Source organism: Arsenophonus endosymbiont of Apis mellifera (assembly GCF_903968575.1).
Classification (GTDB): domain Bacteria; phylum Pseudomonadota; class Gammaproteobacteria; order Enterobacterales; family Enterobacteriaceae; genus Arsenophonus; species Arsenophonus apicola.
The window spans coordinates 26,764-49,328 of the sequence record NZ_CAJCFU010000059.1; the positions used below are offsets into that span (position 1 = coordinate 26,764).

Annotated in this window: 14 protein-coding genes, 2 tRNA genes and 1 pseudogene; 7 read left to right on the forward strand and 10 right to left on the reverse strand. The window is 35.8% G+C overall.

Annotated features, from left to right (window positions below):
* Nucleotides 1-35: 35 nt before the first annotated feature.
* Nucleotides 36-1,415, forward strand: a pseudogene (menE, locus tag H1X92_RS08875) (o-succinylbenzoate--CoA ligase); the annotation flags it as partial.
* Between the two features lie 121 nt (nt 1,416-1,536).
* Here menE and H1X92_RS08880 read toward each other — a convergent pair.
* The gene (locus tag H1X92_RS08880; RefSeq protein WP_180559802.1) at nt 1,537-3,000 is read right to left on the reverse strand and encodes a catalase; all 1,464 of its coding nucleotides are present in this window, start codon (nt 2,998-3,000) and stop codon (nt 1,537-1,539) included.
* A 266-nt stretch (nt 3,001-3,266) separates the two neighbouring features.
* Here H1X92_RS08880 and H1X92_RS08885 point away from each other — a divergent pair, with 266 nt between their 5' ends.
* On the forward strand, nt 3,267-3,809 hold the full coding sequence (locus H1X92_RS08885) for a YfaZ family outer membrane protein (RefSeq protein WP_180559803.1): 543 nt from the start codon (nt 3,267-3,269) through the stop codon (nt 3,807-3,809).
* Between the two features lie 56 nt (nt 3,810-3,865).
* On the opposite strand, the gene tyrP is transcribed toward H1X92_RS08885, so the two are convergent.
* On the reverse strand, nt 3,866-5,080 hold the full coding sequence (gene tyrP / locus H1X92_RS08890; RefSeq protein ID WP_180559804.1) for a tyrosine transporter TyrP: 1,215 nt from the start codon (nt 5,078-5,080) through the stop codon (nt 3,866-3,868).
* A 212-nt stretch (nt 5,081-5,292) separates the two neighbouring features.
* On the opposite strand from tyrP, the gene H1X92_RS08895 reads away from it, so the two are divergent.
* Nucleotides 5,293-6,030 (forward strand): class I SAM-dependent methyltransferase, encoded by a 738-nt coding sequence (locus H1X92_RS08895; protein WP_180559805.1) that lies wholly within the window; start codon nt 5,293-5,295, stop codon nt 6,028-6,030.
* 31 nt (nt 6,031-6,061) lie between these two features.
* On the opposite strand, the gene yfaE is transcribed toward H1X92_RS08895, so the two are convergent.
* The 4 genes from yfaE to ubiG form a co-directional block, all read right to left on the reverse strand.
* Nucleotides 6,062-6,331 (reverse strand): class I ribonucleotide reductase maintenance protein YfaE, encoded by a 270-nt coding sequence (yfaE, locus tag H1X92_RS08900; protein ID WP_180559806.1) that lies wholly within the window; start codon nt 6,329-6,331, stop codon nt 6,062-6,064.
* A 5-nt stretch (nt 6,332-6,336) separates the two neighbouring features.
* On the reverse strand, nt 6,337-7,473 hold the full coding sequence (gene nrdB, locus H1X92_RS08905) for a class Ia ribonucleoside-diphosphate reductase subunit beta (protein WP_180559807.1): 1,137 nt from the start codon (nt 7,471-7,473) through the stop codon (nt 6,337-6,339).
* Nucleotides 7,474-7,484: 11 nt separating this feature from the next.
* A complete protein-coding gene (gene nrdA / locus H1X92_RS08910; protein ID WP_180559808.1) occupies nt 7,485-9,776 on the reverse strand; it encodes a class 1a ribonucleoside-diphosphate reductase subunit alpha in 2,292 nt (763 codons plus the stop codon).
* A gap of 362 nt (nt 9,777-10,138) precedes the next feature.
* Nucleotides 10,139-10,870 carry a bifunctional 2-polyprenyl-6-hydroxyphenol methylase/3-demethylubiquinol 3-O-methyltransferase UbiG gene (gene ubiG, locus H1X92_RS08915; RefSeq protein ID WP_180559809.1) on the reverse strand — a complete coding sequence of 244 codons (732 nt, stop codon included), beginning with the start codon at nt 10,868-10,870 and terminating at the stop codon, nt 10,139-10,141.
* Between the two features lie 166 nt (nt 10,871-11,036).
* Between ubiG and gyrA the strand changes: the two genes are divergently transcribed.
* Complete coding sequence (gyrA, locus tag H1X92_RS08920) at nt 11,037-13,664, forward strand: DNA topoisomerase (ATP-hydrolyzing) subunit A (protein ID WP_180559810.1); 2,628 nt, start codon at nt 11,037-11,039, stop codon at nt 13,662-13,664.
* A 142-nt stretch (nt 13,665-13,806) separates the two neighbouring features.
* Nucleotides 13,807-16,665 (forward strand): two-component system sensor histidine kinase RcsC, encoded by a 2,859-nt coding sequence (rcsC, locus tag H1X92_RS08925; protein WP_180559811.1) that lies wholly within the window; start codon nt 13,807-13,809, stop codon nt 16,663-16,665.
* 116 nt (nt 16,666-16,781) lie between these two features.
* On the opposite strand, the gene rcsB is transcribed toward rcsC, so the two are convergent.
* The gene (rcsB, locus tag H1X92_RS08930; RefSeq protein WP_180559812.1) at nt 16,782-17,429 is read right to left on the reverse strand and encodes a response regulator transcription factor RcsB; all 648 of its coding nucleotides are present in this window, start codon (nt 17,427-17,429) and stop codon (nt 16,782-16,784) included.
* A 1-nt stretch (nt 17,430) separates the two neighbouring features.
* Complete coding sequence (gene rcsD, locus H1X92_RS08935; protein WP_180559813.1) at nt 17,431-20,136, reverse strand: phosphotransferase RcsD; 2,706 nt, start codon at nt 20,134-20,136, stop codon at nt 17,431-17,433.
* Between the two features lie 204 nt (nt 20,137-20,340).
* On the opposite strand from rcsD, the gene H1X92_RS08940 reads away from it, so the two are divergent.
* Both H1X92_RS08940 and H1X92_RS08945 read left to right on the forward strand, forming a co-directional pair.
* Nucleotides 20,341-20,428, forward strand: a tRNA-Ser gene (locus H1X92_RS08940).
* A gap of 6 nt (nt 20,429-20,434) precedes the next feature.
* Nucleotides 20,435-20,510, forward strand: a tRNA-Thr gene (locus tag H1X92_RS08945).
* A gap of 368 nt (nt 20,511-20,878) precedes the next feature.
* On the opposite strand, the gene H1X92_RS08950 is transcribed toward H1X92_RS08945, so the two are convergent.
* Nucleotides 20,879-21,091: a hypothetical protein gene (locus H1X92_RS08950; RefSeq protein WP_180559814.1), complete on the reverse strand. Its 213-nt coding sequence runs from the start codon at nt 21,089-21,091 to the stop codon at nt 20,879-20,881.
* 697 nt (nt 21,092-21,788) lie between these two features.
* Complete coding sequence (locus H1X92_RS08955) at nt 21,789-22,565, reverse strand: hypothetical protein (protein WP_180559815.1); 777 nt, start codon at nt 22,563-22,565, stop codon at nt 21,789-21,791.

The window sequence follows — 22,565 nt, forward strand, 5'->3', positions numbered from 1 at the left end:
ATCAATGGCCCTGGCTTTATTAGGCTGAACAATCACCGACTGACATTGCACTGATAACCGAGAATAGACAATATTGCTGGCGTCAATTGGTGGTAAAAATTAATACTATTGCCGCCCATTTTCAACGTCAGCTGTTTGCTCCCCAGCAGATGACTATCATGCTTAGGGGTAAAAATAGTCTTTCTTTGCTGTTATGTCAGTTGGCATTATTACAATTGGGTGCTCGGATTTTGCCCCTCAATCCACAACTGCCAGAGAGCACAGTAACAGAATTAACTGCCAGTTTGGCGATTGATTGTATGATTGACTTTACTGATAAGCCGTTGTTTTTGCCGCATGTAAAATTGCTAGATTATCGAGCAGCTACAATAAAATCAGCTAATTATCAATATGATATCACTAGCGCAGTGCCTTTTATGTCATTGTTGCCTGCGACATTAATACTAACCTCAGGTTCGACCGGTTTAGCGAAAGCGGTAGTACATAATATTGCCGCTCATCTCAATAGTGCAAAGGGAGTGCTTACGTTATTGCCATTTCAGCGTAAGGATTGCTGGTTGCTTTCGTTACCGCTTTTTCATGTCTCAGGCCAGGGAATTGTTTGGCGGTGGTTATTTCGCGGTGCTAGGTTAGCAATAAAAGCCACCCGTGAATTACCTCATGCATTACAGCAATGTAGCCACGCTTCTTTAGTGCCTACTCAATTATGGCGTTTATTGCAGATAAAAAATGTTGAGCAAAAAGCCAGTTTGCAAAACGTGTTATTAGGCGGCGCGATGATCCCGCACGAACTAGTTGCTGCGGCAAAACAGCATGGCATCCGCTGTTGGTTAGGTTATGGTATGACAGAAACAGCTTCCACCGTTTGCGCTAAACCAGCAGATAGCGGTAAGGGTGTCGGTTTACCTTTAACCGGCAAGTCGCTTCGTTTAGTCAATAGTGAAATTCATATTCAAGCTGACAGTTTGGCATTAGGCTATTGGTGGCAGGGCAAAGTGCTACCATTAGCATTAGCTAATGGTTGGTTTGCTAGCCGTGATAAAGGGGCATTTACGGCAGTAGAATGGCAAATTTTAGGTCGATTGGATAATCAATTTTTTAGTGGCGGGGAAGGGATTCAACCCGAAGATATTGAAGCTATCATAAATAGCCATCCCGATATTAAACAGAGTTTTGTTATGCCAATACCCGATAAAGAATTTGGTCACCGCCCAGTTGTGGTTATTGAGTCTGATAATAAACAACTGGTAACCAGTTTAAATCAGTGGCTAGATCCTCAGCTAGCCGCTTTTCAACGGCCTATTGCTTATTATTTATTGCCTAGAATGTTAACACAGAATGCCGGCATTAAGCTTTCCCGTCACAATATCCACCAATGGCTTTTACAGCATCATCATAATAATAAACGGATTTAAACTAGTATAGCGTTGGCTCTAAGGCGATGAGGAGATCTTTGGGTAAATCCATTTTTTAGCCAGTCATTAATGTAAAAATGATTTGGAGAGGTTTTAGCCTCTCCTTGACTACTAAAGCGTTTTATTTATGGTGTTTTTTTCGCTGTTTTTCTAATGCTTTTTCAACCCCTTTACCATATTTAGGGTGTACCTTATAAAATAACGCAACCTGCCGCTGCTGAGTTTCAATTGATGCTTCAACTAATTCACTGGCGATCCTTTCAAACATACGTTTATGTTCATGTTTACTGAGCAATTCAAAAAGTGCGCGAGGCTGGCTATAATAATCATCATCTTCGCGATGATTCCAGTGATCGGCTGCTCCCGTCAACGTTAATGGCGGTTCTTTAAATTGCGGCTGTTCTTGAAATAGGCCGGCGCTATTCGGCTCGTAAGTCACTCCGTTGCCGCTATTACCATCCACTCGCATAGCGCCATCACGGTGATAGTTATGAAATGGACAAGTGGCAAGAGGCTTATTGACTGGGATCTGAAAATTATTGACACCTAAACGATAACGATGGGCATCTCCATAAGAGAATAGCCGGCCTTGTAACATTTTATCCGGTGAAAAACTAATCCCTGGCACAATATTAGCTGGGCTAAAGGCGGCTTGTTCCACATCAGCAAAGTAGTTATCAGGATTGCGGTTTAATTCAAATTCACCCACATCGATTAATGGACAATCTTTATGTCGCCATACTTTAGTCAAATCAAATGGATTGTAGGGTAATTTAGCAGCATCGGCTTCAGGCATGACTTGGATTTGCAATTTCCAACGCGGATAATTTTTGTTTTTAATGGCATCAAACAGATCCCGTTGCGAACTTTCACGATCTTTACCGACAATTTTTTCTGCTTCGTCATCCATTAAATTTTCAATGCCTTGTTGGCACCGAAAATGAAATTTAACCCAGAATCGCTCATTTTTTTCATTAATGAAACTATAGGTGTGACTACCGAAACCGTGCATATGACGGTAAGATTTGGGGATACCTCGGTCACTCATATCGATAGTTAATTGATGAAGAGATTCAGGCAAATGTGAGAAAAAATCCCACTTATAAGCAGGGTTACGTAAATTAGTGCGCGGATCCCGTTTTACAACATGGTTAAGATCGGGAAATTTTAATGGATCACGTAAATAAAAAACCGGTGTATTGTTACCCACTAAATCCCAATTACCCTCTTCGGTGTAAAACTTTAAGGCAAAACCCCGAATATCTCGTTCTGCATCAGCAGCGCCCCGTTCGCCAGCAACGGTAGAAAAACGGATAAATAATTTGGTTTCTTTACCTATTTGAGAGAAGATTTTTGCCCGCGTATATTGGCTAATATCATGGGTAACGGTAAAAGTACCAAATGCACCTGAGCCTTTAGCGTGCATACGGCGTTCAGGTATAACTTCACGGTCAAAGTGTGCCAATTTTTCTAAAAACCAAACATCTTGTAACAGCATTGGGCCTCGAGGGCCTGCGGTGATAACGTTATTATTATCAACGACGGGTGAGCCTGCAGAGGTCGTAAGACCTTCTTTTTTCTCCATTACACATCTCCAGTTTTTTTGAAATAGAAAAATGTATTTAAAAACAATTAGCAGGTGTTACATAATTTCATTAATCTTATTAAAGTTATATCAAATGAATTATCTAAGCCAATAAGATATATAGCCAATCAAAAATACCTATTGCTGCGATATATCTGAGTCAAAAATATTTTTTACAAAAAAATAATAATAATTCGCAAGAAAATGAAATATATTGTCGATATTTTAGTAACCAGAATAATTAATGACTTAGGATAACTATTTTGATGAAAAGGTTTTTATTACCCGTAACAGTTGGATGTTTTTTATTCTCAGGCCATTCTAATGCCGCTTCTGTCAGTGCACAAGTAGGAAAAGATTTTACTGAACTTACGGCTGGTATTGGTAGCAAAGGGGCAGGCCTGGGCATAAATGGCAATTGGACACGTAGTGATCATGATGGTCAAGTAGCCAGTTTAGGCGCGACTTTTGGTTTACCTTTGGGGCCTTTTAGCGCTTATATTGGTGGAAAAGCTTATTATTTATCACCGCAGGATAATAATAACGGTTTTGCCTTTGCTGCTGGTGTTGGCGCTAATTGGCAGATTATGCCATCATTGGCTTTATATGGGGAAATTTATGGCTCACCGCGTGATTTTACTTCAGGTAATTATGCTTATCAGGAAGCGGATGTTGGCATCAAATATGAAGTGATTAAACCACTAGCCATTAATTTGGGTTATCGTTTCATTAAAGTACAAGGTAAGCATCATCATCCTAATAATACTATTGCTGATGGTTTTTATCTTGGTGCAGGCGTCAGTTTTTAGCTGCTTCAATGTTTGCACCATATAGTTTATGGTGCTTTCCCTTATATTAAAGCGTGTTATCCCACAGCAGGTAAAATGTCAATAACAATGGCGATCTGTATTAAAATCATAGCAATACCACAAATCAATACTACCAGTAACGCGGCTGTTCCACCTTTAACTCGATAACGATTAGTTTTGTCAGTTTCAATCTTTCTGACCCGCATAACCATCAGCGCGGGTAGGATGAGTGCTAAGATAGATAAAGCGACGGCAGCATAAGTTAAGGCTTTAACAAAACTGCTAAAAAAAAGTGCACAGATTAGTGGTGGCAGGAAGGTTAATAATCCACTTTGTAAGCGACCAAATGCGCTATTTTTACGTTTAAACATATCGGCCAAATAGTCAAATAAACCCAATGTGACCCCCAAAAAAGAGGTTGCCAACGCCAGATCCATAAATAGGTTAACCGCAATAGTAACTTGTGAATTGGCAACGATATCATTAATTGCAATGAGTAATCCGTTTAAACCGGACTGGGCAGCTAAAATACCGATAAAGGTGTTTTGGGGGATAGCTCCTAAGGTGGCTATTTGCCATAAAATATAAGCGAATAATGGGATCGCACTGCCAATAATAAAAATTTTACGTAACTTTTTGATATCCCCATTCATATAGCTTACCAGGCTAGGAATACTGCCGTGAAAACCAAAAGAAGTAAAAATAACCGGGATGGCTGATAAGACTAAACCTTTTTCTACTGGCATAGCGGTGAGATTGGTATTTTTTACGTGTGGCATCATAACGACTAGCATGATGAGCAGAAAAACAATTTTAGCGATAAACAGCATGCGATTTATCAAATCGACAGAATGCGTACCAATACAGACAATCGTACCTCCAATAAGAGTGAATAAAATAATAGCACAATTGATGTTAATATTTATTCCAATCCAAGATGAAAGACTATTCGCGAGCAAAATACCTGCTCCGCCGATATAAGCCGTCGCTAATGCATACATCAGTAGTAGCATACTTAAACTGGTTATCACTTTTCCCGGTAAACCAAGATACCGTTTGGCAATAGAGCCTAAACCTAAATATGAAGGATTGTATTGATATACTTCGACTAACAGTAGCGCGGTATAACTCATTAAAGCCCATAGCCCAATTAGCATAAGCGCTATCATGGGAAAGCCAACGCCTGATGCGGCAAGCGGCATCGCTAACATACCTGCACCAATTGTTGTGCCAGCAACAATCAAAATACTACCCAGTGTGGGATTTTTCACAAGTGATCCTGAGTTTTATCGCTAAGTTTATTATAGCGGCAGAGTAAATGATTGCTTAGTGTGTGTCAAATTAATATTACATTATTTGGAACTTTATGTTTACATTGTGAGATTGAGTATTGGTGAATTGAATAATGATCAGGCATAATATAAAAATTCGATTAGTGAGTGATAGTTAAGCTAATTTTATACCAATCATTGGAATTTTAGTTATGAAAGAAAATATTTATGATCAGGATGATTTTTTTATCGCCTATAGCCAATTTCCGCGTTCTGTTGATGGATTGGATGCCGCCGGCGAATGGCCTGCATTGCAACGTTTATTACCTAATTTTCAAGGTAAATCAGTATTGGATTTAGGCTGTGGTTATGGCTGGCATTGTATATATGCAGCACAACAGGGTGCGATAAAAGTGATTGGCACAGATATTTCGCAGAAAATGTTAAAGGTGGCAAAAGAAAAAAATCCCTTTCCTACAATCATTGAATATCGGCAACAAGCGATAGAGGATATGCAATTTGCCAATGCTAGCTTTGATGTAGTCGTCAGTTCGTTAGCGTTACATTATGTCGCCGATTTTGCGCAAATATGCCACAAAATCCACGCTTGTTTAACAGAAAAAGGCCAGTTTATATTTTCGCTCGAGCACCCGGTTTTTACTGCTCATGGTTCCCAAGATTGGTGTTATGATCATTCCGGCGCTAAGCTTCATTGGCCTGTAGATAACTATTTTAGCGAAGGGGCTCGTCAGGCAGAATTTCTCGGTCATAAAGTGACTAAATACCATAAAACTTTAACAACTTATTTAACCAGTTTATTAACGGCTGGATTTTCAATTGAACAACTTATTGAGCCTCAGCCGGCTGATTATCTGTTAGATAAAATTGCTGGCATGAGGGATGAACTACGGCGTCCGATGATGTTACTGGTGGTTGCTAAAAAAGCGTAAATAGTTTTACTGTTAGCGTCTGATGCTGTTATTAATCACTATCAATATCAATATCGCTAAGGGGTTGGCAACAGCAGGCTAATATCTCATTTTTATCAATGAATGCAATCGGTTTATGACGATATCTCACTTTCCCTTTGCATAGACGAAGCCGGCAGGCACCACAAAAGCCTTCTCGACATTGAAATTCAATCTGAATTTTACTCTGTTCAAGGGCATCAAGTAGACTAGTATGCTGTTCGGTATGAAAAGGAATTTGTCTACCCTGCGCGTTGCGCAGGGTAATTTTATAGCTAGCCATAACAGTTATAACTCAAAACTACGTAGTTCATCGGTATCAACCTGAGCATCAATTTGCCCTACTAAATAGGAGCTCACTTCCACTTCTTGTGGTGCTACCTGAACATTATCAGAAACTAACCAGGCGTTGATCCATGGAATAGGATTAGAGCGAGTTTCAAAAGGTAATTTTAATCCAACCGCCTGCATGCGAATATTGGTAATATATTCAATATATTGACATAAAATATCTTTATTAAGACCGATCATTGAACCACCAGAGAATAGATACTCTGCCCACTCCTTTTCCTGTTCAGCGGCTTGAACAAACAATTGATAGCATGCTTCTTCACACTCTTTGGCAATCATAGCCATTTCAGGATCATCTTGACCGGAACGCATTAGATTTAACATATGCTGAGTGCCTGTGAGATGCAGTGCTTCATCACGTGCAATTAATTTGATAATTTTAGCGTTTCCTTCCATCAATTCGCGTTCAGCAAAGGCGAATGAGCAAGCAAAACTGACATAAAAGCGAATAGCTTCTAACGCATTAACACTCATTAGACATAAATAGAGTTGTTTTTTTAGCTCATGTAAAGAAATGATTACATTTTTATCATTAATGGTATGATTGCCTTCACCTAACATATGGTAATAGCTGGTCATCTCAATTAAATCATCATAATAACCTGAGATATCTTTTGCCCGCTTTAAAATTTCGTTATTAGTTACAATATCGTCAAAAATAATTGATGGGTCATTAACAATATTACGAATAATATGGGTGTAGGAACGCGAATGAATAGTTTCTGAAAATGACCAGGTTTCTACCCAGGTTTCAAGTTCAGGAATGGAAATAAGGGGCAGCAGTGCTACATTAGGACTACGTCCTTGAATAGAATCTAATAGTGTTTGATATTTTAAATTACTGATGAAAATGTGTTTTTCATGTTCAGGTAGCGCTTGATAATCAATACGATCACGAGAAACATCAATTTCTTCTGGGCGCCAGAAAAAAGAGAGTTGTTTTTCAATCAACTGTTCAAAAATAGGATATTTTTGCTGATCATAACGCGCAACATTGACCGGCTGCCCAAAGAACATAGGTTCTTGCAATTGATCATTTTTGGTTTGCGAAAATGTTGTATATTGGTATTCCATACGTCCTCACGTTAAATCTTACAAGCTCCGCCGTCACAATCGCTATCAGCAGATTCAATAACCTCTTCAAGATCGGCTTGGGTATCTTCTGCGCCATCACGGGTATTATGGTAATAAAGCGTTTTTACTCCATATTTATAAGCGAGTAATAAATCTTTCAGTAGCTGGTTCATTGGAACTTTATTATTTGGGAAACGGGTTGGATCATAATTAGTGTTAGCAGAAATAGATTGATCAATAAATTTTTGCATAATACCAACCAACTGCAAATAACCGTCATTGTTGGGCATTTGCCATAATAATTCATAATCATTTTTCAAGCGTTCGTATTCGGGAACTACTTGGCGCAAAATTCCATCTTTTGATGCTTTAATGCTGATATAACCGCGCGGTGGTTCAATGCCATTGGTGGCATTAGATATTTGGGAAGATGTTTCTGATGGCATCAATGCGGAAAGCGTTGAGTTACGCAAACCATATTGCTTGATATTTTTGCGTAAAGTTTGCCAATCATAGTGCAGTGGTTCAGATGTTAGTGCATCTAATGATTTTTTATAACTATCAATCGGCAAAATACCTTTTGCATAAGTGGTATCGTTAAACCATGGGCAAGCACCTTGCTCTTTTGCCAGTTCATTGGATGCTTTCAATAAATAATATTGGATCGCTTCAAAGGTTTTGTGGGTTAGATTATTGGCACTACCATCGGAGTAGCGAACCCCCTGTTTTGCTAAATAATAAGCATAATTAATGACACCAATACCTAAAGTACGACGACCCATAGAGCCTTTTTGCGCCGCAATAATCGGATAGTTTTGATAATCGAGGAGTGAATCTAATGCACGCACGGCCAATATCGCTAACTCTTCCAATTCATCTAATGAGCTAATGGCGCCTAAATTAAAGGCGGAAAGAGTACAAAGTGCAATTTCACCCTTTTCATCGTTAATATCATTTAGTGGTCGGGTTGGCAAGGCGATTTCTAGACAGAGATTTGATTGGCGAATTGGTGCAACATTAGGATCAAATGGGCTATGGGTATTACAGTGATCGACATTTTGAATATAGATGCGACCCGTAGAGGCTCGCTCTTGCATCATAAGTGAAAACAGATCGAGCGCTTTCACACGTTTCTGGCGTATGCTTGCGTCTTGTTCATATTTTAAATATAAACGTTCAAATTCATTTTGATCAGCGAAAAATGCTTCGTATAAGCCGGCAACATCAGAAGGGCTAAATAGGGTAATTTCTTCACCTTTGATGAGACGTTCATACATGAGTTTATTAATTTGTACGCCATAGTCCAGATGACGAACACGATTGCCTTCAACGCCACGATTATTTTTCAAAACCAATAAGCTTTCAACCTCTAAATGCCAGAGAGGGTAAAATAGCGTAGCGGCACCACCACGTACGCCGCCTTGAGAACAAGATTTTACCGCGGTTTGGAAATGTTTATAGAAAGGAATACAGCCGGTATGAAACGCTTCACCTCCCCGAATTGGACTACCTAGCGCGCGAATATGACCGGCATTAATACCAATACCGGCTCGTTGAGAAACATATTTCACAATCGCGCTGGAGGTGGCATTAATTGAATCGAGGCTATCACCACATTCAATTAATACGCATGAACTAAATTGGCGGGTTGGCGTGCGTACCCCTGCCATAATCGGGGTAGGTAGTGAAATTTTAAAAGTGGAAATTGCATCATAAAAGCGATGAATATAGTTTAACCGCGTCTCTTTTGGGTAGCGTGAAAAAAGGCAAGCTGCAACAAGAATATAAAGAAACTGAGCGCTTTCATAAATTTCACCGCTTACCCGGTTTTGCACCAAGTATTTGCCTTCTAATTGTTTAACTGCCGCGTAGGAAAAATTCATGTCACGCCAGTGATCTAGAAAACTATCCATCTGCTCGAATTCTTCTGCTGAATAATCTGTGAGCAGATGTTTATCATATTTACCTATATTAACCATATGTAAAACATGCTGATATAATGCAGGTGGTTCAAATTGGCCATAGGCTTTTTTACGTAGATGGAAAATAGCTAATCGCGCTGCAAGATATTGGTAATCAGGTGTATCAGCTGAAATAAGATCTGCCGCCGCTTTGATCATGGTTTCATGAATATCGGAAGTTTTGATGCCATCATAAAATTGGATCTGAGAACGTAATTCCACTTGTGAAACGGATACATCTTTTAGCCCTTCAGCTGCCCAGGTAATGACTTTATGGATTTTATCAAGATCAATACGTTCTTTATGTCCATCACGTTTAGTGACTAACAGACTTTGGTTCATGAGTAGATACACCTAAAATTAACTAGCTAAATATTTATTGATCACTACCCTCGAGGATTAATAACAAAAATACAAAACGGCGTGCTGTTAAATCGCTTATTAAGTTTGTATTATGAACTAAACAGGAGAGTAGTAAACACAATATATAGTGTTTGATTGCGTTTATACTAACAAGATAATGGTATTTGCTACTTTTATCAAGTGTATAAACAATGGGGTTTTTAGCAATTATCCAGCGCTGAATTTTGCCAATTAGCCGATAACTCTGTGTGATAATAGGAGAATATTATAATTTATGTTACCAGCAATGGTGAAAAATAAATTCGTAATGACCAACTGATTGCTGTTTTATTCAGCAAATGTTAACAATTTTTGGTACTGGATAAATGCAACATATAATTAACATCAACATTCGATCCTAAGAAAAATTTATCGCTGATAGGATTATAGTGTAATCCAGTGATATGTTGTTCTTGTAAAGATGTTTTATCTACCCAATTGAGTAGTTCTGAAGGTCGAATAAATTTTTTCACATCATGCGTACCCTTGGGAACCATTTTCAAAATATATTCAGCGGCAATGATTGCTAATAACCAGGCTTTTTTATTACGATTAATTGTAGAAAAAAATACATGGCCGCCTGGTTTGACTAATGTTGCACATGATTGAACTATTGACTCAGGATCAGGCACATGCTCCAGCATTTCCATGCAGGTGACAATATCGTAAGTTTTAGGGTATTTTTCTGCATGGCTTTCAGCGGTTTCTTGTAGATAGTTAATTTGCACATTGCTTTCTAATGCATGGAGCTTGGCGACTTCAAGTGGCTCTGTGGCCATATCAATTCCAGTTACCAGGGCACCTTCTTTCGCCATGCTTTCTGATAAGATCCCACCGCCGCAACCGATATCGAGAACTTTTTTACCAAACAGGCCATCAGCATGTTGCAAGATATAATTTAAACGTAATGGATTAATCCGATGAAGTGGTTGGAATTCACTCGTTTGATCCCACCAACGAGTGGCAACAGAGCTAAATTTGTCGATTTCAGCTAGATCAACATTGGCCTGACTGAGCGAATTTTTGTTATTCATCAGAAAATTTACTCCTTAATTTTTTTATTAACATAGACTGTATAGTGGCATTAGGTCATTATACATGTTTTATTGATCATTATGCGTTTCCTGTTTTTATAAAATGGCGATTTTGTGGTATAATTTTACTCCTTAATGAATAAGGAGTATGAGGGACAGTGGCTCCATGAGTGACATAGCAAGAGAAATTACCCCAGTCAATATCGAAGAGGAGCTGAAAAGCTCTTATTTGGATTATGCGATGTCTGTAATTGTTGGACGCGCCCTTCCAGATGTACGAGATGGATTAAAACCTGTTCACCGTCGCGTATTATATGCGATGAATGTGTTAGGTAATGATTGGAATAAACCTTACAAAAAATCAGCCCGTGTAGTCGGTGACGTCATTGGTAAATACCATCCTCATGGTGATAGTGCTGTTTATGATGCGATAGTTCGTCTGGCACAACCTTTTTCAATGCGCTATATGCTAGTTGATGGGCAAGGTAATTTTGGCTCTGTTGATGGCGACTCTGCTGCTGCCATGCGTTATACCGAAGTACGCATGGCAAAAATTGCCCATGAGCTGTTGGAGGATTTAGATAAGGAAACTGTCGATTTTATCCCTAACTATGATGGTACAGAGCAGATCCCTGATGTTATGCCAACACGGATCCCAAACTTGTTGGTTAACGGTTCTTCAGGTATTGCTGTTGGCATGGCTACCAATATTCCACCTCATAATCTTAGTGAAGTTATTGATGGCTGTTTGGCTTATATCGATGATGAAAATATTAGTATTGAAGGATTACTGGAGTATATTCCAGGTCCTGACTTTCCAACCGCAGCGATTATTAATGGTCGCCGTGGTATCATCGACGCGTACCGGACTGGGCGTGGCAAAGTCTATATTCGTGCACGTGCCAACATTGAAGTTGATGATAAAAATGGACGTGAAACAATTATTGTCAACGAAATCCCTTATCAGGTTAATAAAGCCCGGTTAATTGAAAAAATTGCTGAATTGGTTAAAGACAAGCGTGTTGAGGGAATTAGCGCATTGCGTGATGAGTCTGATAAAGATGGCATGCGTATTGTGATTGAAGTAAAACGGGATGCAGTGGCCGAAGTGGTACTAAATAATTTGTATTCCCTTACCCAACTTCAAGTCTCATTTGGCATTAATATGGTCGCCTTATGTGATGGTCAACCTAGACTTTTAAACTTAAAAGAAATTCTTGAAGCTTTTGTTCGCCACCGTAGAGAAGTGGTCACTCGGCGGACTATTTTTGAATTGCGTAAAGCGCGTGAGCGTGCTCATATATTGGAAGCGCTTGCTGTTGCATTAGCAAATATTGATCCGATTATTGAACTTATCCGCCAAGCATCGACGCCTCATGAAGCGAAATTGGCCTTGATTGCTCGTCCTTGGCAATTAGGTAATGTTTCTGCCATGTTGGCAAGCGCCGGTGATAATGCAGCTCGTCCTGAGTGGCTCGAACCTCAATACGGTGTGCGAGATGGTCAATATTATTTGACTGAACCGCAAGCTCAGGCAATTCTTGATTTGCGTTTGCAAAAATTAACCAGCTTAGAGCATGACAAAATATTAGATGAATATCGTGAGCTGTTAAAACAGATTGCAGCATTACTCTATATATTAACTAGTCCAGAACGTTTAATGGAAGTTATTCGTGAAGAGCTGGAAGCTGTTAAAGAACAGTATCGTGGTGTTCGTCGCACGGAAATTACTGAAAATAGCGCAGATATTAATATTGAAGATTTAATTAACCAGGAAGATGTAGTCGTTACCTTATCACATCAAGGGTATGTTAAATATCAGCCACTCTCTGATTACGAAGCACAGCGACGTGGAGGTAAAGGTAAGTCGGCAGCGCGAATTAAAGAAGAAGATTTTATTGAGCGTTTGTTAGTTGCCAATACCCATGACACAATTCTATGCTTCTCGAGCCGTGGCCGGCTCTATTGGATGAAAGTTTACCAGTTACCGGAAGCTAGCCGCGGTGCGCGTGGACGCCCAATAGTCAATTTATTACCATTAGAACAAAATGAACGGATTACCGCAATCTTACCGGTACGTGAATTTGATGATGGTCATTATGTATTTATGGCGACGGCAAGTGGCACGGTTAAAAAGACTTCACTAAAAGATTTTAGTCGTCCTAGAAGCGCCGGGATCATTGCCGTTAACCTTAATGAAGGTGATGAATTGATTGGTGTTGATTTAACCGCGGGAAAAAATGAGGTAATGCTTTTCTCTGCTGGGGGTAAGGTAGTTCGTTTTGCAGAAAATGCGGTTCGTCCGATGGGGCGCACTGCTACGGGTGTTCGAGGTATTAAGTTAAAAGCAGGGGATAAGGTTGTTTCATTGATTGTACCTCGTGGTGAAGGTGATATTTTAACCGTTACAGAAAATGGTTATGGTAAACGAACCGAGCAGAGTGAGTATCCAACAAAATCCCGGGCTACCCAAGGTGTTATTTCCATTAAAGTTAGTGAACGTAATGGTAATGTAATTGGGGCGATTCAGGTAGAAAAAACTGATCAAATTATGATGATCACTGATGCTGGCACCTTGGTGCGTACCCGAGTTGCAGAGGTTAGTATTGTCGGAAGAAATACTCAGGGTGTCACTTTGATTCGTACTGCTGAAGATGAAAAAGTAGTTGGTTTACAGCGTGTTGTTGATCCTGAAGAAGAGGAAGATGATAACCAAATATTGCCAGAAGATACAATTAGAATAAAAGCAGAGCCTGATATTAATAACATAGAAAATCTTACGCTGAATGAATGATCGATTAGCTTTGTCTGTGCGGGCACTTTAGGTGCCCGTTTTTACGATTTATGTCAATTCACTATTAGTGATAACTTTTTATTATTTCGCTTATCGTATATGCTTTACCATTAATACACTTCTTTTATAGTTAGGACAGTGTTTGAGATATATATCTTCATTTAGAACGTCATTAAAAATTTCTCGCTATTTGTTCCGTACTCTCGGCGTTATGCTGTGGATAATGGGAGCAGTAATAACACTTTTTTATCTATTTAATATTTTTAATAAAGTTAAATCTAATATACATCAACAGTATATATCCACTTATGACAGTATGGTTGAATATGTGAATTACACAGATAAAACCCTAAGGTCAATCCAATATATGGTAGATAGCCATATCGAAAAATTAGCGCTAGATCCCAATTATATGCCCGTGTTGCCGAAACAACTTAATTTCACCTATTTACCCCTCACGGCAGATGCCGATTGTAGCAAATTGCACGAAACATCAAAGAATTACATAGTTGCATTTAATCAATTATTCTCCTTTTGGCGAAATAATATTGTGCCACCACAAGGCTTAAAAACAGTTTTTATTGTTGGCCCAGAAAGTAATTGTATGATTGATTTAGCTATCCGAAACAGTACTACCAGTCTCCAGTCGTTAAAAAAAATAATCCATGAAAATATGCGAACTTATATGAGTTTGAGAGCACAAGGAAGAGAGCAAAATATTTATTGGATCACGCCAGCCTCGGGAACTGATAATGGCTCTTTCTACATATTAGCGCCTATTTATGATAAAGGGACTTTGATTGGTTTAATTGGTTTAGAACGTTCAATACGACTGGAGCAGTTTAATTTACGTTATGAAAGACCCATTAGTACCTTTGTCTTAAATACAAATAATAGATTAGTATTGCATTTTCCTTATGATAGCAATTTAAGATCTGATGATTATGTTTATAAATTAGAAAACTTTCATTTTGGTTATGATAATGATTTTAGTCGATTAATTTATAAAAATCGCTTACTACCTTCGCTATTAAGTGTGGTTTTCTCTGTGCCTATTAGTGATATTCTTAATGAGTTTAAGCTGTCAATTATAAACGGCATACTCTTAAATATAATCTCATTTATTTTAATCACTTTTTTGATCTGGCTATTAGAAAGGAAGATGTTATTACCGGCAGAAAATAATGCCATACGTTTAGAAGAACATGAACAATTTAATCATAAAATAGTAGCGTCAGCGCCGGTTGGTATCATTATTTTACGCCTGGTTGATGGTGTTAATATATTGAGTAATGAACTTGCCCATGATTATTTTCGATTATTAAGTCATGATGATAAAAGCCGTATCCTATCAATTATCCAAGATAAATCTAGTAGCTATATTGATGTTGTTACCACCAGTCATACTCATTTACAAATAAGTTATGTTATTTCACGCTATCAAAATAAGGAAGTCGCTATTTGTGTTCTGGTTGATATTAGTGCTCGCGTTCAGATGGAAAAATCTTTACATAATATGGCACAGGCATCAGAGCAAGCTAACCAGGCCAAATCAATGTTCCTAGCTACAGTGAGTCATGAACTACGAACTCCACTTTATGGCATCATCGGTAATTTAGAACTATTACAATCTTATGAATTACCCATTCAAGCAGATCGTCTATTGGCGACAATGGATCACTCTTCATCATTATTATTAAAAATAATTAATGATATTTTAGATTTTTCAAAAATTGAATCTAAGCAACTTAATATTGATCCGGCACCATTTAATTGTCGTGAAGTTTTCTCATTTATTATTTCTAATTATATTCCTCTAATAGGCAAAAAGGGTCTTTCCATTTATTACAATATCGATCCTAATGTACCCGACATCATTAATGCTGATTCGGTTCGAGTACAGCAAATTATTTCTAATATTTTAAGTAATGCGATTAAATTTACAAAAACTGGTTTTATTCTTTTAAATATTTTTATAAAAGATTTTTATATTTATATTGAAATTAGGGATACTGGAATTGGCATACCTGATAATATATTAATGCAACTTTTTGATCCTTTCTTTCAAATTAAAGTTAATAATGAAAGTTTTTCCCAGGGAACCGGTTTGGGCTTACCTATTTGTGAAAAATTAATTAACTTAATGGATGGTGATATTGAAGTTAACAGTCAAGTTGGTATAGGTAGTAGCTTTACGGTCAGGTTGCCTTTATTTGATAGTGAATATGTAACTTATAGACAGCCAGAATATCGGCAAAATTTTAGTATTGGTTTGTATTTTTTTAATCATCATCTGCGATCTTATCTTCAAACTTATTTAAACTACAATGGCTTTAATCTAACGACAGTTTGGGATGAACACAGTAAAGGTAAAATATATGATTTGATTATCACCGATTCTGAAAGCTTAGTGACAGAAAGTAAATTTATGCTTAGGCTATTTTCAACTTTTATCGGTGAACCGCAGGAATATGCGAAAAATGATTGGTTTCATAATACTTACCAACTTGATAAATTAGCTAATTTTATTGATCAATTAGTGATGGAAAATAGTGAGCACGAAGCTGCTAATCAATCTTCAATAATGTCGCTACCAGATAAAAAATTATGTTTTCTTACGGTATTGATTGTTGATGATCATCCGATTAACCGAAGTTTACTAGCCGATCAACTGAAATCAATAGGCTTTAATATAGCACTTGCTGAAGATGGGCTAATTGCTTTGGATTATATTCGACAAAATAATATAGATATTGTTTTGACAGATGTGAATATGCCTAATCTGGATGGCTATGGTTTGACAAAGTTAATTCGAGAAGAAGGTTATGCGATACCTATCGTTGCTTTAACTGCAAATGCAATGGCAGAAGAAAAACAGCGTTGCTTAAGTGTTGGAATGGATGATTGTCTATCCAAACCGGTTACATTAAAAAAATTAAAGCAATCGCTGATGAAGTGTTGCGATGCTAGCATGTTAACAACACAAGAAAATAATAATTAAGGACTATTTTAAAATTCAACTGGTTATTAATTTATAAAACAGAATGGAAAACCGATTAATCTTATTCATTACCTATAAAATTAGGATCAATCAGTTTTTTATTTACTATCACATTACTAGTTAATTTCTTTCTCTATTGTGACTGAAGAAAGATAATTTAATAATGCTATATCATTTTCAACACCAAGTTTTAGCATAGCCGACTTTTTTTGGCTACTAATTGTTTTAATACTTCGATTAAGTTTTTTTGCAATTTCGGTGACTAAAAAGCCTTCCGCAAATAGGCGCAACACTTCACTTTCTTTTGGTGATAAACGTTTATCGCCATAACCATTAGCATTAACTTTCTCCAATAATTTCGACACATTTTCAGGAGTGAATTTTTTTCCTTTCTGTAAGGCTGCTAATGCCTTTGGTAAATCTGCAGGTGCACCTTGTTTCAAAACGATGCCTTCGATATCTAAATCTAATACAGCACTTAATATTGCAGGATTATTATTCATGGTAAGGACAATGATTGATAGGTTAGGGTAATGGCGTTTAATATATTTAATTAATGTAATTCCATCACCGTATTTATCACCAGGCATCGAAAGATCAGTAATTAGAATATCTGCATTAAGTTTAGCTATATTATTGATAAGAGATGTGGAGTCTTCAAATTGACCAACCAAATTAATTCCCTCGATTTGCTCAAGAGATTTTCTTATACCAAATAGTACAATAGGATGATCATCAGCGATAATGACATTAAGGTTATTCATTTTATTGGTTACCCTCTGGCATTAGTTTTTTGATAAAGATATCAATATCTCTAATGCTATTTAAAATCTCAAATTCATTATTATCTGCTATGTGCTGTTCTAATTGTTCACATGCTTTTTTAAGAAGCTCGAAGTTTAGCATAGCAAAAACACCTTTTAGTCTATGTGCTGTATCTTTTAGTTTTTTTAAGTTACCTTTTTCTTGGTTAGTATACAGCTTATTAATATCTATAGGTACTGTAGTAAGGAATAAATTACGATAGTCACTATCAGAAAGCTCTTTTTTATAATCCTCAAGGATTATAGGGTCTGAATTATTGTTATGATTGATGATAGTAAATATTGATTTATCTGTTGATTCTTGCTCTGCAATCAAATTATCTTCAATTAAGATAGAAATTGCGTTAATAAGCTCATCATTAAAGTTGAAATTACATTTTATCAAATTTTGTTTTACTACTCTATGATTAATAATATTATCGACAAGATAAATTGTCGGTTTATCATATTCTGTTTTATGATCAGTTATAAATAAATCATAGGATGAGTGACAATTATTTTTGCCTATATCAGAATAATGAGCTCCATAACTCATTAAATGCTGCTGAGTAATTTTATGGATTTCAGGATTTCTAATATCAAGCAGTATATTAACACCATCAAGAAGAGGTAATAGCTTAGAACTTTGTTCATTTTCTAATTCTAAGGGCAATGTCACAGTATAATGAGAACCAATTCCAACTTTGCTTTTTATGAAAAATTCACCTTTCATACGGTAACATAGCTGATGACAGAGATAAAATGTCATTCCTGAATTGGATAGGGTGCCATCATTATTTGTGGAGCTAGCAAAAGGCATGTGAATATTTGCCAGATCCATTGCATTAAGTCCGATACCGCTATCAATGATTTCAAAGGATAGACGTTTAGTTTCATAGTTCACAATAACAGTAATTTTACCAAAATTAGTTGTATTGATTGAATAACTCAATAAAAGTAAAATAATTTTAAATAAAGCGTTATTATTTGAGGTGATATATTGTTCATAATTTAAATTATTATGATAGTAAAGTGAAAGACCTTTATTAATAATCAGTGATATTTTTTCTTTTAGTATCTTATTCATCATCTCAGCGATTGAGACTGGTTTAAATTCATTTGGCTGCTCTAACTTCCATTCACCAGATTCAATGGTATTAAGTAGAGCAATATTATCTATCCAGTTAACGATATAATGTATTCTAATTAATGATTCATTAATTAAATATTTTATGTTGTGATTATCAGAAGCTTCTTTTAGTTGGCAAATAAGACTATTAATTTCTATGATGGGAGTTTGGATCTCCTTACACATATTCGACAGCATCGAGCGTCGGACTTGAATATTTTTTTCATATTCATGTTTAGCCATTAGTAATTTTTTATTTGTTAATGCTTCTTTATCTTGATCATGAATAAAAAACATATAAGTATTATCTAATAATTGATTATTTATTAATTTTATTTCATAGATAGTATCTTCAATTGAAATTTGAATGGCGCCATGATGCTGGATTGCCATATCACGAATACGTATCAAATCCATATGGGGTAAAAGCAATTCAGCTATCCCATTACTCATAATTTTGCGATTAGTAGAGAAATTATAAAGTAGGAAACCAATAGGAATGTTTGAAATAATATAGTTGCTAATTGTGTTTGTAATTTGTATTTCGTGGAACATATTTTGATTAGGGGCAATAAAACGCGTCCTAATGTGTAAACTGCCAACAATAGAAATAGTCGTAAAAAAACAAATGGCGATTATGGCCCATAAGTTATTATATAAAAGATCCCATAAAACATCCTTTATTGGTAATTGATAGACTAACAGATAAGTTGTTCCAGGAATAGGTTGGGTAAATTGTAGTGAAAGGCCATTAAATTCAATATCAACTAGGTTGCCATTGTTGTGCATTATTTCATTTGAAAAAGCAATTGATAAATATTCAGGATTTATATTTTTTGACAGTAATAAATTTATTGGTAATTCAAAAGTTATGATAGTGGTTAATTGGCCTGGTGAGTTAAACATGGTACGGTAAGTATAATAATATGAATTATCAGGGCGTGTACGATGAATGTCGGACAAGCTTTCACGTTTGTCTATTGCCGATGATAATGTCAACATTTCAGAGCGTTTTTCTTCTGCAGTTAAAGTTAAATAACTCTCTTTATAGCGTATCTCAGGTTTTAGTATCGAATGGGTAGTTACCAATAAAAGTGTATTATCAGGACCATTAAGATAGTACATCGAACTATATTCATTTTTAGCGCCCCATATTATGCCCATATAGTTAGATAATTTATATGCCAGATTGATATTCGTATTATTTTGCCGACCAAAAATAATTGCATCGACATGTCGCTCATAGTTATTGATCCAAAAAATATCAGGGCGCAATTTTATTGGTAAGGGGGTATCACTCTTAGTTTCATCTTCACCATCGTTAGCAATATAATAGAGTTGACTTGCGTAATAACGGTAATCTTCAATTTCATATTCAAGTTGTTTAGTGATGTTACTCATTGCATTTTGACTATTATTGATCCAATTATGAAAGTAATTGTAGGCAAATAAACATAACAATAATACAAGCGAGCTGATAAACATTATAAAAAAGCGAGTTAGTGATGAAAGTTGTAAAGTTGGTTGATTATAATCCATTGGTAGAAGAGGCGCCTTTTTATTAAACAAGAAAAAAATCAGGGTATTGACTACTAATTAAACAATTCTGTCTTATTATTTTAACAGGTAATTTCGCATAGTATAATTTTAGTGATCAAACTTTGAACAAATGATAAAAAAAATAATTTTTTTTCTCTCAAGGTCTAGACAAGGTCATCACATTTCGCCATAATTCCGCGCCATGGAAGGATGGCCGAGCGGTCGAAGGCAGCGGTCTTGAAAACCGCCGATGGGAAACCATCCTAGAGTTCGAATCTCTATCCTTCCGCCAAATTTCGCCGGCTTAGCTCAGTTGGTAGAGCAACTGACTTGTAATCAGTAGGTCACCAGTTCGACTCCGGTAGCCGGCACCAAATAAGTTAAAAGCTATCCAGTGTATCCCACAGCACCTTATGTTGGCTGGGATATTTCTGGGGTGCTTTTATAGCATTAATATCTATTTATTGCCGATATCTGTTGGGTAGATAGGCACATCTGTGAGATATTTCGTTTGATATCAATCCTAATCTCTATGAGGGAAATGTGTAGTTGATGTTTAAACTAGCAGATCGATATCTTAAAATCATTTGAGTAAAAGTGTTTAATATTTTAATTTGATTTTAGGCAGTATGTTAAACAATCCCTATTTTTACCTTGTCACCACAGCACAATGATTGAGACTAATATAAATGATATCGTTATAATCAACTATAGCAATTTCATTGTTTACTTTGGTTCGTAGTTAGATATTTATATCATTGTCATCAACAAGACCGTCTTTGTCCCAACAAAATCTTTCTCCCATTTTGTCATCAAAATGACATGCTGTAAAAAAACCATTTTTGTTATATATATATTTATCCACCGCTTTATCGCTAGTGGTTACATCAGCAAATGAATATGACTGAATAAGAGGTAAAGAAATAATAGATAATATTTTCAAGCTATTTTTCATTATTTTTCCTTGGTTTTTTAGGCTAATAATAAACAAAATAAGTTTATCAACAATACATTAATAATATCAATTAATTTTAAATAATTTTATTGCTCTTATCTATGAGATAATATTACTAGAGTTTTATATTAATTATTATTTGCTTGGTGTTAGAAAATATCACAAATTTAGACAAGTGAAGTTTTATATTTAATATGATTAATGTTATCATCGTAAATATTAATGTGAAAAATGATATTAATATTCAGCATAGTATTAAAATTAGTTACTTTATATGGAAATTGAATGTGGCTTTTTATTCACAAAAGTTAGAAATTCAAAAATGATTAAGCCATAGTATATTAGTAATTGGATTAGTTAAAATATAATTAAAACTTCTTGTACTTATTAATTTATAATATATGGAAATATGTTTTAGATTTTTTTAAATCAAATCAAATCAAATCAAATCAATTTAATTTATTATATAAAATTTTAAACAATAATTTTGTGAAAATTAAATTATTTTTTAAATCTAATGGCTTGTCGTTTTTTTACTTTAACTATTTGAATTTTTTATAATATTGTTACCTATAATGTTGCTTTTATACTTAGCATTAATCACTCATAGGATATATTATTGTTGTGTTTTATGATTGATCTAATATTGTTATTCCACGACGAAAATAGAAATCATTAATCCTATATTTTAATTAGATTAAGTGTTTCTTTTTTCTTCTTTTGCTGCCGAATTATTAATACTATTGTAGAGTTTAAAATCAAACCAAGAGATATGAGAAATTTCATCAGTAGAAACAACAATATTTAAATCTTTTATTTTATCAGGATATACATTTGTAAATTCTAACAACATAGTATCTTTGTCTCGATAGCCTGACATAACAGGAAAGAAAGAGATATATTTATTTGGTTGTTCTTTTTCGTTTGGATCAGATAATCCGCTGATAATACCAATGTAAACTTTTTTTGAAGAGAGGTTTATCAATACAGGACGTTTAGGTGTTGACTCTAAAGCATCAAGTAACATGCAGTCGATACTACCATTTGATAATGTTTTTCTCAGTACTCTCGCATTTTTAGCTTGGTATATTTTATTGTAAGTTGCTAAATGTTTTTTGCTGTAAAAGTAACCAAGTAGATAGTTTTTTATCCAAACAATAAAAACGTATATCCATGAAAATAAAATTGATGTGACTGATAATAATGTTAACAATGCATAGATATGATCATTTCTTTCATCACCAGTTAGGATAAAATTTTTTGCAATCAGATCTATCAAATGAAAATTTGGCAAAAAGAATTTAATTAATACGGCAATTATTGTGGAACAAAAAAGGCAAAAAGTACCGTAAGTAGCTACTTTTAGGTATAAAAGTTGCCCATCGTGCCTGTGTAATCTAAAGTAGTGGTAGGGATTTTGGACTATCATAATATAGCCGCTAACTAAAATGGGAATAAGAAGTAATGCTAACAA